We start from the raw sequence: 13,424 nt of genomic DNA on the forward strand, positions 1-13,424 counted from the left end.
TGCGGCTCGCGAAGTACGGCGTCCCCCTCGCCCAGACGGCCCCCGCGGGCCTGGCGGCGGCCGGCATCGAACCCGTACTGCTGCCCCCCGCGCCGCAGTTGGAGGTGGTCCGCGAACCGGAGCCGACCGCGCCCGTCCTGCAGAGCAACACGGCGCCTGTCCGGGAGCAGCTGCCCGCTCCCGAGGCGAACGAGCCCCCCGAGCAGCCGGAGGACTACGCCGAGGCGCAGAGTCAGTGGCTCCAGGCCCGGGACCCGCAGTCCGTCGCGTATCAGGGCGGCTACGACCCGACGTACGACCCGAACGCCGCGGACCGGCAGTGGTACGCGGAGCAGCAGCAGGCCGAGCTGTTCGAGGAACAGCAGCAGTTCCAGGAGCAGCAGCAGTTCCAGGCCCGGCGGCAGTTCGAGGAACGGCAGCGGTTCGAGGAACAGCAGCGGTTCGAGCAGCAACAGCGGTTCGAGCAGCAGACGTTCCCGCAGCAGCGGTACGAGGAGGAGCCTGCGCCCGCCCCTGAGCCCTCCATGGAGGACACCGGTACCTTCCCGATCCCGTCCGGCCCGGGCCGTACCCGTGAGATGGGTGCGGGCGGCGGCACGGAGCCGTCCGAGGAGGAGTACTACCTGGTCTTCAAGAAGTCGATAGACGGCAGCTATCCGACCTCGGGCCAGTTCAGGGGCAACGTGGAGGCGACGTTCGGCACCACGCTCCCGCAGCGCGAGGCCGACCGGTTGGTCAAGCGCTTCACCAACCGTCACACGGCGGATCTCCAGGAAGAGCACATCGCGTAAGCGGACCTCCTCGGACCTCCTCGGTTCTCCCAGACTCTCGTACGACGACGGGGGCGCCCGGTGCCATTGAGCACCGGGCGCTCCCGTCGTCGTAGCGCCGGGTCTACTCCCCGAGGAGCCTGCGCACCCTTTCCTGTCCCACGGCCAGCAGCAGCGTGGGCAGGCGCGGGCCGGTGTCACGGCCCACCAGCAGGTGGTAGAGGCGGGCGAAGAAGGTGCGCTGGGCGACCTTGATCTCGGGCGGCAGTTCCTTGGCGGTGGCGTCGGCGGGGAAGCCTGCCTGGACCTTGGGGACGCCGTAGACGAGGGTGGTCAGGCCGTCCAGGGACCAGTTGTCGTCGAGTCCGTCGAGGAGCAGGCGCAGCGACTCGCGGCCCTGGTCGTCGAGGGACTTCAGGAGCTCCGTGTCGGGCTCCTCCCGGACGACGGTGCGCTCCCCGGCGGGGACCTGGGTGTTGGTCCAGGTCTCGGCCCGGTCGAGCCGCGGCCGCACCTCGTCGAGGGAGCCGAGCGGGTTGCCGGGGTCGAGCTCGCTCAGGATCCGCAGGGTCTGGTCCTCCGCACCGGCGGTGATGTCGGCGACGGAGGCGAGGGTGCGGTACGGCATCGGGCGGGGCGTCCGGGGCAGCTCACCGGCGGCGGTGCCCACGGCCCGGGCGTGCGCGGCGGCGTCCGCCGGGAGCACCGAACCGTCGGCGACCTTGCTCTCGAGCTTGTCCCACTCGTCGTAGAGCCGCTGGATCTCCTGGTCGAAGGCGATCTTGAAGGACTGGTTGGGGCGGCGGCGGGCGTAGAGCCAGCGCAGGAGTTGCGGCTCCATGATCTGGAGGGCGTCGGCCGGGGTGGGCACCCCGCCCTTGCTGCTGGACATCTTGGCCATGCCGCTGATGCCGACGAAGGCGTACATGGGCCCGATCGGCTGCTTGCCGCCGAAGAGCCCGACGATCTGTCCGCCGACCTGGAAGCTGGAGCCCGGAGAGGAGTGGTCGACGCCGCTCGGCTCGAAGACGACGCCCTCGTAGGCCCAGCGCATGGGCCAGTCGACCTTCCAGACCAGCTTGCCGCGGTTGAACTCGTTCAGCCGGACGGTCTCGGAGAATCCGCAGGCGGCGCAGGTGTAGGTCAGCTCGGTGCTGTCGTCGTCGTAGGCCGTGACGGTCGTCAGGTCCTTCTCGCACCGGCCGCAGTAGGGCTTGTACGGGAAGTACCCGGCGTCGGAGCTGCCGTCGTCCTCGGCGGCGGCGCCGGATCCCTCGGCGGCCTCGATCTCGGCCTCGTCGAGCGGCTTCTGCTGCTTCTGCTTGGCCGGGGCCTTCTTGGTGCGGTACTGCTCGAGGATGGCGTCGATGTCGCCCCGGTGCTTCATCGCGAACAGCACCTGCTCGCGGTAGACACCCGAGGTGTACTGCTCGGTCTGGCTGATCCCGTCGTACTCCACGCCGAGTTCGGCGAGCGACGTGATCATCGCGGCCTTGAAGTGCTCGGCCCAGTTGGGGTGTTCGGACCCCTCGGGGGCCGGTACGGAGGTCAGCGGCTTGCCGATGTGCTGGGCCCAGGACTCGTCCACGCCGGGGACGCCGGCCGGGACCTTGCGGTAGCGGTCGTAGTCGTCCCAGGAGATCAGGTGCCGTACGACGTGGCCCCGCCGCCGGATCTCGTCGGCGACGAGGTGCGGCGTCATGACCTCCCGGAGGTTCCCGAGGTGGATCGGGCCGGAGGGCGAGAGCCCGGACGCGACGACCACGACCGGGGCGGTGGTGGCTGACGTCGCTTTGCCCGGGGCCCGACGCTCCGACTCCTCGATGACCTCATCCGCGTAACGGGAGACCCAGTCGGTGGTCTCGGTGCTCTGAGCCACGATCGGCACGTCCTCTTTTTCTGGAGTTCCTTCGGGAGCAGCCGGCATGATCGGTCGGCTGACGGGCCTATTCTCCCAGCTCGGACCGGAACCGCGAAAACGGCTTTTCACCACGTGGGATACTGGGTTTCCTGTACTCAGATTTCCCGGACCGGATCCTTCGGATCCGCACCCGGAACCGGATCTGTACGCAGAGCAGACCTCCGGAACCCGAGCAGAACGGCAGCCACTCCATGGCCTCGGTCACGTCCCTCACCGCCTCCGTCCACCAGCGCCTCGCGGACGCCCTCTCGGCAGCCCTGCCGGAGGCCGGTGCCGCGGACCCGCTGCTGCGACGAAGCGACCGGGCGGACTTCCAGGCGAACGGCATCCTGGCACTCGCCAAGAAGGCGAAGGCCAATCCGCGGGAGCTGGCGACGCAGGTCGTGGCGCGGGTCGAGTCGGGTGACGTGATCCAGGACATCGAGGTGTCGGGACCCGGCTTCCTGAACATCACGATCAGCGACGGGGCGATCACCCGGACCCTGGCCGCGCGGTACGCGGACGCGGCCCGCCTCGGTGTGCCCTTCGCCGAGCACCCGGGCACCACGGTCATCGACTACGCCCAGCCGAACGTGGCGAAGGAGATGCACGTCGGTCACCTGCGGTCGGCGGTGATCGGTGACGCGGTGGTCCAACTCCTGGAGTTCACCGGCGAGTCGGTCGTGCGGCGGCACCACATCGGCGACTGGGGAACCCAGTTCGGCATGCTCATCCAGTACCTGGACGAGCACCCCGGCGAGCTGGACCACAAGGACGCCGAAGTCACCGGCGAGGAGGCCATGTCGAACCTCGACCGCCTCTACAAGACCGCCCGCAAACTCTTCGACTCCGACGAGGAGTTCAAGACGCGGGCCCGGCGCCGGGTGGTCGACCTCCAGGCGGGTGAGCCGAGGACGCTGGCCGCCTGGCAGAAGTTCGTGGACGAGTCGAAGATCTACTTCTTCTCGGTCTTCGAGAAGCTGGACATGGAGATCCGGGACGCGGACATCGTCGGCGAGTCGGGCTACAACGACATGCTGGACGAGACGTGCCGCCTGCTGGAGGAGTCCGGCGTCGCGGAGATCTCGGACGGCGCGCTGTGCGTGTTCTTCGACGACATCAAGGGTCCGGACGGCAACCGCGTCCCGCTGATCGTCCGCAAGTCCGACGGCGGCTACGGCTACGCGGCGACGGACCTGTCGGCGATCAGGGACCGCGTCTTCGGCCTCAAGGCGAGCACGCTCCTCTACGTGGTCGACGCCCGGCAGTCGCTGCACTTCCGGATGGTCTTCGAGACCGCCCGGCGGGCCGGCTGGCTCGGCGACGACGTGACGGCGTTCCAGCTCGCCTTCGGCACGGTGCTGGGGAAGGACGGGAAGCCGTTCAAGACCCGTGAGGGCGAGACGGTGAAGCTGGAGGACCTCCTCGACGAGGCCGTCCAGCGCGCCACCGCCGTCGTACGGGAGAAGGCCGAGAAGGTGGGCCTGAGCGAGCGGGAGATCGTCGAGAACGGCCGGTACGTCGGGGTCGGCGCCGTGAAGTACGCGGACCTGTCCACGTCCGCCGTGCGGGACTACAAGTTCGACCTGGACCAGATGGTGTCGCTGAACGGCGACACGTCCGTCTACCTCCAGTACGCGTACGCCCGTATCCAGTCGATCCTCCGCAAGGCGGGCGACGCCCGGCCCGGCGCCCACCCGGAGCTGGAACTGGCCCCGGCGGAGCGGGCGTTGGGCCTGCACCTGGACCGGTTCGGCGAGGAGGTGACCGAGGCGGCGAAGGAGTACGCCCCGCACAAGCTGGCGGCGTACCTCTACCAGCTCGCCTCGCACCTGACGACGTTCTACGACCAGTGCCAGGTGCTGTCGCCGGACAACGCGCCGGAGGTCGTCGAGAACCGCCTGTTCCTGGTGGACCTCACGGCCCGCACGCTGCACAACGGCATGGCGCTCCTCGGCATCAGGACGCCCGACCGGCTCTGACCGCTCGAGGAACGGCGCCGGGAGACCTCCCTTCGGGTCCGTCTCCCGGCGCTTCCCCTTTTCAAAGCCGACGCGAACCTCAGAACCGCCCTCCGGTGAGCCTTTCGAGCGCCGTGATGCAGGCCAGCACGCGGTCGCGTTCGTCGACGAGTTGACTGATCCGGGCGTCCACCTGTCTGCGGTCGTAGCCCCGCGGGACCAGTTCGAAGTCTTGGAGGGGCTGCCGGGTCTGACGGGAGCGGGCCTCAATTTCCCACTCGGCCTGCTGGTAGGCGCCGTTGACCAAGGACCCGCCCAGGTGCCGCGCATCGCCGCGTGGATCGACGGAAAAGGGCCCGAAGTCCGGCGGCGGTACGGCCTCCTCGATCTGCCTGCCCAGCTCGACGACACGGGACAGGGCGCGGTCGCGGTCCGTCACCAGCTCGGCGATGCGCTCGTCGACCTGCTTGATGTCGTAGCCCCGGCGGACCAGGTCGAACCCGAAGGGTGGAGACTCCGGTGCCGGGGCGGGCTGTGGGAGGCCGTGAGCGGCCTGGGGCGCGGCGTCGATCTTGGCGAGGGCCGAAACGACGGCGGCCAGAAACTTGGCCCGACGCTTCGCCAAGAGCTGAGGTGCCGGGCTCTCGTCGACGGCCGGTCCCCTGCCCAGTACCCCCTCGGCGGCCCTGACCTCCTCGTCGAAGCTCTGGACGACCTCGCGTCGGCCCTGACTGCGCACCAGCTCACTCTTGGCGACCGCGTCGGCGTGCAACCGCTCGGCCTCCGTACGCAGCCGACGCGCCTCCTCCTGGAGCTCGACGGTCTTGGCGCGGTACGCCTCGCTGTCGTCCTTCGCCTGAGTCCGGGTGCGGTCCGCCGTGTACACGGCGTTCGAGACCATCTCCGTCGCGCGCCGGTCGGCCTCCTCGACCAGCCGTACGGCCTCCTCCTGGGACTCCTCCACCCGCTTGCGCGCGGAAGCGAGCAGCTCCTCGCTCTGCCCGCGGGCCCGCTCACGCTCCTGGTCGGCTTCCTGGCGCGCCGAACCGAGCAGTTCCCCGGCCTCGCGGCGCCGCCAGACAGCCTCCTCCTGCGCGACGGCCAGCGCCTCAGCACCCTCGGCCGCCAGCCGCTCCGCCGCGGCCTGTGCCTCCGCCCGTACCCGGTCCGCGCTGTCCTGCGCCTCCGACTTCAGCCGCTCCGCCTCCGCCCGCCGTGCCGCACTCCGCGTCTCCGTCAACTGCCAGAGCCCCCACGCCTTGTTGAGCAGGCGCCCCGAGAGCGCCTCGCCCTGTCCCAGTTGGGCGGCGTCCAGGATGTTTCCGCCGGGCAGGGTGAGCGCGTGGTCGACCAGTACGGTGCTCAGCGCGTCGAAGACGGCGGCGGCGTCGGCCGGCCGGTCCTCGGGCCGCTTGGCGAGGAGGGCCAGGATGAGATCGTTCAGGCCGCCCGGGAGTCCCTCGGCGAGGACGGCCGGCGCTGTCGGGGTGTCCTCCATCTGCATCCGGAGCACCGCCCACTGCGTGGTGCTGCTGAAGGGCTGCCGGCCGGTCACCGCGTGGTACAGGAGACAGCCCAGGGAGTACAGGTCACTGCGGTGGTCGATGTCCCGGTTGCCCTCGGCCTGTTCCGGCGACATGTAGGCCGGGGAGCCGAGCGGCGCACCGGTGACGGTGAGATCCCGCGCACCGATGGTCTCGCCCATGAACTTCGCGACCCCGAAGTCGAGGACCTTCACCGTCCCCTCAGGAGTGAGCAGCACATTGGCGGGCTTGATGTCACGGTGGACGACACCCTGCCCGTGTGCGGCGTCCAGCGCCCGGCTGATCTGCGCGGCCCAGCCGACGGCGAGCGGCCAGGGAACCGCGGACTCCCTGAGCCGCTTCTGGAGGGGCACGCCGAGGACGAGTTCCATCACGAGGTAGAGGGTGTGGCGCCCGTCGACCGGCACCTCGCCCCAGTCGTGCACGGTCACGATGTTCTGGTGGGAGAGCCTGCCCGCCAGCTGCACCTCGCGCTGGAAGCGGGCCTGCGTCTCCGCCTCGTCCATGCCGAACTGCGGATGGACGACCTTGACCGCCACGTCCCGCCGCATCCGCTCGTCCTGCGCGGACCAGACCTGGCCCATGCCACCCGCACCCAGCCGGTCCCCGATCCGGAACCGCTCAGCGAGCAGTACGCCCTGCACCGGTTCCCTCCCTCGTACGCCGCTTCACGTGAATCACCGGTCCTCCTGGATGTCAGTGTCCTCCCGAGCTGCCAGAGCTGCCGTACGAGCCGCCCGCCAGCAGCCGCAGCCGCCGCGCCTCGTTCTCGATGCGGTGCGCGACACCTCCGGCGCCGGTGGTGTCGTCGAGCCCGCTGGCCAGGAGTTGGGCGGCGAGGCTGGTGAAGTAGTGGGCGGTGGTGAGGAGATGGTCGTCCGCGTCGGGGGACACGGACCCCGCGGATCTGCTGTTGACGTCGTCGAGTACGCGGTTGATCTGCTGGGTGATCTCCTCGCGGGCGTCCTGCGTCAGCCCGACCGCGCGGCCGACCTGGGCGAGGATGGAGTGGCAGGAGCCGCTGAGCGCCTGGAGCAGCCGGTCGTCACGGTTGAGGTTGGTGATCACCCCCACCGCGTTGCCGGTGTTGCCCTGGAAGATGCGATCGGCCGCGACGAGTGGCTCGTAGCGGCGGAGATCCATGGCACTGGTCGCGCCGAGTGCCGCGCGGAAGCACCGGTGGACGTGGAACTCCGTCTCGTGCGGCTGTACCGGCAGGTCGTCCTCACCGGCGAACACCACGTCGTTCCCGCGTCGCACCCCGAGGAAGCCCGCCCCGTACAGGATGTCGATGACACCGGAGAGGGTCAGCGCGTCGGCGTAGGCGGGGAACAGCCCGTGCAGCGACTGGGCCGCGGCCTCGAAGCGGCTGCCGAGCGCGGCGCGGGTCACCACGTACCCCGTGTTCTGGAACAGCGGGAAGAGGTGCTTCAGGAAGGGGTGCGCGACCAGGTACTCCAGGGTCAGGTCCTTGAGTTTCCAGGCGGAGAACTGGCGGCCCGCCTGGAGCACGTCCGCCTCCGTGATGCGGTCCCGGCCGTGGATCAGCGAGGCCGTCTCCTGGCAGAGGTTGAGGAACTGGATGGCGTCCCTCGGCCGGGGCAGACAGCGGCTGAAGAGATAGGTCGCGGTGTCCTCGCCGCCAACCGTGGGCGGGAAGATCTCCCGCCACAGCCGCTCGGCGGTCAGTTCCGCTCCGGCGGAGGCACGCGCGCGGGCGAGGGCGAGGTCGCGCAGTGCCTGTTCCGTCCAGACGATCCGCAGTTCGTCTCCGTGGAACTTGTCGCCCTCCCCGAACGACAGCGAGTCGTAGATGTCCGCGCGCAGGAACAGCAGGAACCGTACGGCCCGCCCGTAGAGACCCGCGGCGTGCTTGGCGGCCAGCAGCAGCCCGATCACCATCGAGTTGCTGTCCGGCTCGGCCGACCAGACCAGCTCCAGCTGGTCGACCATGATCAGCAGCGACCCGTGGTCGCCGCCACAGCGCAGGTCGGTGAGGGCTCGGGCCACGCCCTGCTCGACGACCTCCAGTTGCCGGGAGGCACGCGCGCCCTCCGACGGCGGCAACTGCGCCGTGTCCATACTCGCCTTGACGCCGAACGCCTCCAGGGACAGCGAGGTCTGCAAGCCCCGCGCACCGTGCGCGAGGCGGTCGCCCAGCCGGTCGCCCGCCAGTTCGCCGTTCTGCTTCAGGAACCGCGCCAGCGCCTTCACCGAGTCGGGCCTGCGGCCGTGCGCGTCCTTGAAGTGGGTCACCAGACAGCGGGCCGCGTGTACGGCGAACACGTACCGCCAGATCAGTGCCTTGGCCGAGTCCCCGGGCAGGCCCTGCAACTCGAACCGGCGGATCTCCTCCCCCGCCGCCTCGTCCGGAGTGACCAGCGCCTTCCCGGCGTGGTGGGCGCCGTCCGCCATCAACTGCATGCAGATGGCGCTCTTCCCGGAGCCCTTGCGGCCGATGATGAGCATCTTCCGCCCGGTCACGGCCGCCCGGTAGGCGGCATTGGGCAGGAACCCGCCGCGTAACAGCAGTCCCTCCGTCACGTCCCGCTCGGCGTCCTCACGCCCGAAGTGCAACTGCGCGAGCACCGGCCCGTCGGCCATCCCGTCCCCCCGGTTGTCGCCCCAACGACCGCGATAGACCGCGTGATTCGACCTCTTCACCGGTCCACAACACTCACCGTATCCGCAACAACCGGCACCGGAACCCCGGTTGACAGACCCCCTCCGGGACCGAACGTCACCCGGCCCCGGTGCGTCAGAGGACCGGTACGGACAACAACCGCCACCGTCATGCCCTGGGGGACCCATGCGGACAGCGCCACGCACCACCCAACCGCTCCTCGTGCTGGCCCTGTTCACCGCGACGGCCGGTGCCGTGGCCGGCTGCGGCGGCGAAAGGGCAGGCTCGGGGGCGCGCCCGGACAGTGCCCGTGCCCGTGCGGTCGCCACCGCCTGGGACGGCTCCGAGGCAGCCGAGGCGTGGCGCGAGGGCTACTACCCGATGGGGGATTCGGTCCAGCTCCCGAAGGGCGCCTTCCACGACGAGGACGACAAACTCGCTTACCTGACCAGGAACTTCGTCCTGCGCGGCGACCTCCCCGCCGCCCCGGGCAAGGACGCTCACGGACAGGTGAGGTGGGAGAACGGAAGCAGGCTCACGCTCCCGCTGATGGGCGTCGAGCAGGCGTACGAGGAGGTGGCCGACGGAGGCGGCGACGGACCGCACCTGACCGTGACCGGGGCGAAGCCGGGCCGGATGACGCTGGCCACCAGCCGCGGCCCGGCGACGGTCCCCGCCTGGCTGTTCACCCTGGAGGGCTACGACACCCCGCTCAAGTTGGCCGCCCCCATCCCCTCAGAACTCCCCAAACCGCCGATCAGGACGTCGCGCGACGTGTCCACCGCCGAACTCGCCCCGCTCGACCGGCTGTCCGAGGTGTCCGAGGACGGCCGGACCATCACCGTCATGGCCTTCCACGGGTCCTGCGACGACGGCCCCGCGGTGGGCGCGCTGGAGACGGACGGCAGCGTGGTGCTGTCCGCCTCGGTCGTCGGGACGAAGGACGGCCCGTGCACCGCCGACATGCGCTCCGCGAAGGTGACGGTGAAGCTGGACCGGACCGTCGGCGACAGGCTCCTGCTGGACGCGTTCACGGGCCGCCCGGTGCCGTACGGGCAGCCGGAAGGGCCTTCTCCCAGCTGGAGTTAGGGTCGCGGGGTTGCCAGAGGCATTGTCAGTGGCTGGCTCTACAGTCACTGCCATGGCGACACTTCCCAACCCACTGCCGAAGCTGGCGGCCGACCCGAGCGGCCGCGAGCTCGGGCTCGAACTCCCGGCCGGGACACTGATCGACGCGGCCGAGCCCGTCGACGCGACGAACGGCGGCGCGCCGCCCGGCCCGCTGCTCTGGCACGCCGACGGACCTGCCGCACCCGGAGCCTGGTCGGCGCTGGAGCCCGCCCGGCGGACCTCAGGCCTGCTCCCCCTCCTCGTGGACGTCGGCGGCGAGCAGGGCGGCCCCGGCGACTGGGAGTTGATGCCGGACGAGGTCTCGTATCCCGGCGATCACGACGCCGAGGAGGTGCTGGCGGCGTTCTGGGAGGAGTACGCGGCGGAGGAACTCGGCCCCGACGAGGACCACCCGGGCAGGGCAGCCGTCGTCGAACTCTTCGGCGAGTCCGCCACGTACGAGGAGACCGTCGCGCCCTTCGGCTCCGAGTGGCCCGGTCTCGCCCCCGCCACCGCGCCGGACGCCGACCCGGACACCCGCGCCGCCGAGATCGCCGACTCCCTCGCGGACAGCGGCTCCTGGCTGAAGGACCCGCGTATCGCCCTCGTCCCGGCCCGCCGCAGCGCGGACATCCCGGCGGCGATCGGCTGGTTCGGTCCGCTGAACCACGAGGGTGACGTGGCCCGCCTGTGCGCCGTGCTGCGCTCCTGGGAGGACCGCTTCGGCATACGCGTGGTCGCCCTCACCTTCGACCAGCTCGTCCTGTCGGTGGCCGCCCCGCCCGCCACCACGGCCGAGGCGGAGGCCATCGCGGCAGAACACTTCGCGTTCTGCCCGGACAACATCACCCAGGGCAACCACGAGACCCTGCGGGCGTACGCGGCCCACGAAGTCCTCCACCAGAAGGTGTGGTCCTTCTGGTGGGACTGACACCCACGCCGGTCCCGGCCGTCCCCAGAACCCTTCGAGGGGGCGGCCGGTGATCTCGGCCTAGCGCTTCACACCCGTCGCCGCGTACACGTTGATGTCCGCGTCGGTGACGTCGTTGATGTCGCGGTAACGGACCTTCTCGATGTCGTCGAGAGTGGTGAGGTAGCCGGGCTCGGCCGACTCGGGGAGCGGGGCCGCGCCGTCGGGTCGCCAGTGGTGGGCGGGGACGACACCGGGGTCGTCCAGCTCGAGGCCGCTCTCGGTGAAGAAGCGCTCGACCTCCGCCCTGGAGCGCAGCACGAACGTGAACCCGCGCTCGGTGTACGTCCGTTGGACCGCGCGGATGCTCTCGGGGTTGAGGTCGTCGGTGAGGTGACTGAGGACGAGCCGGCTTCCGGACGGCAGCGCGTCGACGAGCTCGCGCACGATCGGGTAGGCCTCCGCGTCCTCGATGAAATGCAGGATCGCCACGAGTTCGAGGGCGACAGGCTGGTCGAAGTCGAGTGTTTTGGCGGCCTCTTCGAGGATCTGCCCGGGCTGCCTCAGGTCCGCGTCGATGTAGTCCGTCAGCCCCTCGGGCCCGCTGGTGAGCAGGGCGCGCGCATGGGCGAGAACGACGGGGTCGTTGTCGACGTACACGACCCGCGAGTCCGGGATGCTCCGCTGGGCGATCTGATGGACGTTCTCCTGCGTCGGCAGCCCGGTGCCGATGTCCAGGAACTGACGGATGCCCTCCTCCTGGGCCAGTGTGCTCACGGCCCGCCGCAGGAAGTCACGGTTGTGCCGGACGTCGAGGTAACCGCGCGGGTTGGCCGCCAAGGCCGCCGCGGCGGCGGCACGGTCGACGGGGTAGTTGTCCTTGCCCCCGAGGAAGACGTCGTAGACACGCGCGGGGTGCGCCCTGGTGGTGTCGATCCGCCTCCTCAGCTCGTCGGGATCCTGGCCGAGAGCGTCACCGGACATAGAGCCTCTCCCTGGGGAGTCGCGTAATGCAGCCGACAACAACGTAACTCCCGGGACGACTTGTCCGTGCCCCATCCGCCGTAACCTGCCGACCCGCTCACCGCGGCCACCTCCGGCGGCGCCAGCTCGCGTAGGACCGACTGCGAGCACCCGCCGACGACCCGCCCCTTCCCGCAGCGCAACGGAGCTCAGCTCAGCTCAGCTCAGCGCAGCACAGCACAACGCAGCGCAGCTCAGCGCAGCCGCTGCGCGACCTCGATCGCCCAATACGTCAGAATGTTCCGCGCACCGGCCCGCTTGATGCCGGTCAGCGTCTCCAGGATCGCCCTGTCCCGGTCGATCCAGCCCTTCTCGGCGGCGGCCTCGATCATCGAGTACTCGCCGGAGATCTGGTACGCGGCCACCGGCACGTCCACGGCGTCCGCCACCCGCGCGAGGACGTCCAGGTAGGGCCCCGCCGGCTTCACCATCACCATGTCGGCGCCCTCTTCGAGGTCGAGCGCCAGCTCCCGCATGGATTCACGAAGGTTCGCCGGGTCCTGCTGGTACGTCTTGCGGTCGCCCTTGAGCGACGAGCCGACGGCCTCCCGGAACGGGCCGTAGAAGGCGGAGGAGTACTTGGCGGTGTAGGCGAGGATCGACACGTCCTCGCGCCCGATCTGATCGAGCGCGTCACGGACGACGCCGATCTGGCCGTCCATCATCCCGCTGGGCCCGACCACGTGCGCGCCCGCGTCGGCCTGCACCTGCGCCATCTCGGCGTACCGCTCAAGGGTGGCGTCGTTGTCCACCCGTCCCTCGGCGTCGAGCACCCCGCAGTGACCGTGGTCGGTGGTCTCGTCCAGACACAGGTCGGACATCACCAGCAACTCGTCACCGACCTCGGCGCGCACATCGCGCAGGGCCACCTGCAGGATCCCGTCCGGATCGGTACCCGGAGTGCCGACCGCGTCCTTCTTCGACTCCTCGGGCACCCCGAAGAGCATGATCCCGGAAATCCCGGCCGCCACCGCGTCCGCGGCCGCCTTCTTCAGGCTGTCCCGCGTGTGCTGCACGACCCCCGGCATCGCCGCGATCGGCACCGGCTCCCCGATCCCCTCGCGCACGAACGCGGGGAGGATGAAGTCAGCGGGGTGCAGCCGGGTCTCGGCGACCATGCGCCGCATCACGGGGGTGGTCCGCAGACGCCGCGGCCGCGCGCCCGGAAAGGATCCGTACGTCGTCATACACCTACGCTACGCCCGCCCCCACCCCCCCTTTGCCGACGCCGCGTCGGCCCCAACAGCCCTCTCGCCCCCTCCGCCCTTACCCGTCCCGACCTTGAGGGCTCCGCCCCCAAACCCCCCAACGCCCGAAGGGCTCGTCCTCAAACGCCGGACGGGCTGAAATGCCCTGGCCCGGAGTCGGATGGCCGCCCACCGGCGGGAGGGGCCGGGGGCCGGTACATCACATGCCCGTCGCGTACGCCCGCGTCACCGGACCCGCCCCCTCTCGCCCAACGTCTGATCCGGCGGCGACGGGCGGATGTACCGGCCCCCGGCCCCGGGGGCGCGGGGGGGGGGGGGGGCGGGGGCCCCCCCCCCCCCCCCCCCCCCCCCCCCCCCCCCCCCCCCCCCCCCCCT

Annotated in this window: 8 protein-coding genes and 1 pseudogene; 4 read left to right on the plus strand and 5 right to left on the minus strand. The window is 70.7% G+C overall.

Annotated elements, in window-relative coordinates; translation table 11 throughout:
• Nucleotides 1–791, plus strand: a pseudogene (locus tag ACIBLC_RS40825) (hypothetical protein); the annotation flags it as partial.
• Nucleotides 792–894: 103 nt separating this feature from the next.
• On the opposite strand, the gene lysS reads toward ACIBLC_RS40825, so the two are convergent.
• Nucleotides 895–2,658 carry a lysine--tRNA ligase gene (lysS, locus tag ACIBLC_RS40830; protein WP_399216568.1) on the minus strand — a complete coding sequence of 588 codons (1,764 nt, stop codon included), beginning with the start codon at nucleotides 2,656–2,658 and terminating at the stop codon, nucleotides 895–897.
• 224 nt (nucleotides 2,659–2,882) lie between these two features.
• Here lysS and argS point away from each other — a divergent pair, with 224 nt between their 5' ends.
• Nucleotides 2,883–4,652 (plus strand): arginine--tRNA ligase, encoded by a 1,770-nt coding sequence (gene argS / locus ACIBLC_RS40835; RefSeq protein ID WP_399216569.1) that lies wholly within the window; start codon nucleotides 2,883–2,885, stop codon nucleotides 4,650–4,652.
• A gap of 79 nt (nucleotides 4,653–4,731) precedes the next feature.
• Here the strand turns inward: argS and ACIBLC_RS40840 are convergent, their stop codons facing one another.
• On the minus strand, nucleotides 4,732–6,819 hold the full coding sequence (locus tag ACIBLC_RS40840; RefSeq protein ID WP_399216570.1) for a protein kinase: 2,088 nt from the start codon (nucleotides 6,817–6,819) through the stop codon (nucleotides 4,732–4,734).
• Nucleotides 6,820–6,871: 52 nt separating this feature from the next.
• Nucleotides 6,872–8,779 carry a P-loop ATPase, Sll1717 family gene (locus tag ACIBLC_RS40845; protein ID WP_399216571.1) on the minus strand — a complete coding sequence of 636 codons (1,908 nt, stop codon included), beginning with the start codon at nucleotides 8,777–8,779 and terminating at the stop codon, nucleotides 6,872–6,874.
• A gap of 205 nt (nucleotides 8,780–8,984) precedes the next feature.
• Between ACIBLC_RS40845 and ACIBLC_RS40850 the strand changes: the two genes are divergently transcribed.
• Nucleotides 8,985–9,887, plus strand: a complete 903-nt coding sequence (locus ACIBLC_RS40850; protein WP_399216572.1) for a hypothetical protein — start codon at nucleotides 8,985–8,987, stop codon at nucleotides 9,885–9,887.
• A gap of 52 nt (nucleotides 9,888–9,939) precedes the next feature.
• The gene (locus ACIBLC_RS40855; protein WP_399216573.1) at nucleotides 9,940–10,839 is read left to right on the plus strand and encodes a DUF4253 domain-containing protein; all 900 of its coding nucleotides are present in this window, start codon (nucleotides 9,940–9,942) and stop codon (nucleotides 10,837–10,839) included.
• Between the two features lie 60 nt (nucleotides 10,840–10,899).
• Here the strand turns inward: ACIBLC_RS40855 and ACIBLC_RS40860 are convergent, their stop codons facing one another.
• Nucleotides 10,900–11,802: an SAM-dependent methyltransferase gene (locus ACIBLC_RS40860; RefSeq protein WP_399216574.1), complete on the minus strand. Its 903-nt coding sequence runs from the start codon at nucleotides 11,800–11,802 to the stop codon at nucleotides 10,900–10,902.
• A 233-nt stretch (nucleotides 11,803–12,035) separates the two neighbouring features.
• Entirely contained in the window at nucleotides 12,036–13,028 is a 993-nt protein-coding gene (hemB, locus tag ACIBLC_RS40865) for a porphobilinogen synthase (protein WP_399216575.1), read from the minus strand.
• Between the last annotated feature and the right edge of the window lie 396 nt (nucleotides 13,029–13,424).

The sequence above is a fragment of the Streptomyces sp. NPDC050535 genome, from assembly GCF_044457665.1.
Classification (GTDB): domain Bacteria; phylum Actinomycetota; class Actinomycetes; order Streptomycetales; family Streptomycetaceae; genus Streptomyces.

What these genes read in the sequence shown, in the direction of transcription:
- hemB (WP_399216575.1), bottom strand. Translation starts at nt 13,028, where the DNA reads ATGACGACGTACGGATCCTTTCCGGGCGCGCGGCCGCGGCGTCTGCGG.
- ACIBLC_RS40845 (WP_399216571.1), bottom strand. Translation starts at nt 8,779, where the DNA reads ATGGCCGACGGGCCGGTGCTCGCGCAGTTGCACTTCGGGCGTGAGGAC.
- ACIBLC_RS40855 (WP_399216573.1), top strand. Translation starts at nt 9,940, where the DNA reads ATGGCGACACTTCCCAACCCACTGCCGAAGCTGGCGGCCGACCCGAGC.
- ACIBLC_RS40850 (WP_399216572.1), top strand. Translation starts at nt 8,985, where the DNA reads ATGCGGACAGCGCCACGCACCACCCAACCGCTCCTCGTGCTGGCCCTG.
- argS (WP_399216569.1), top strand. Translation starts at nt 2,883, where the DNA reads ATGGCCTCGGTCACGTCCCTCACCGCCTCCGTCCACCAGCGCCTCGCG.
- ACIBLC_RS40860 (WP_399216574.1), bottom strand. Translation starts at nt 11,802, where the DNA reads ATGTCCGGTGACGCTCTCGGCCAGGATCCCGACGAGCTGAGGAGGCGG.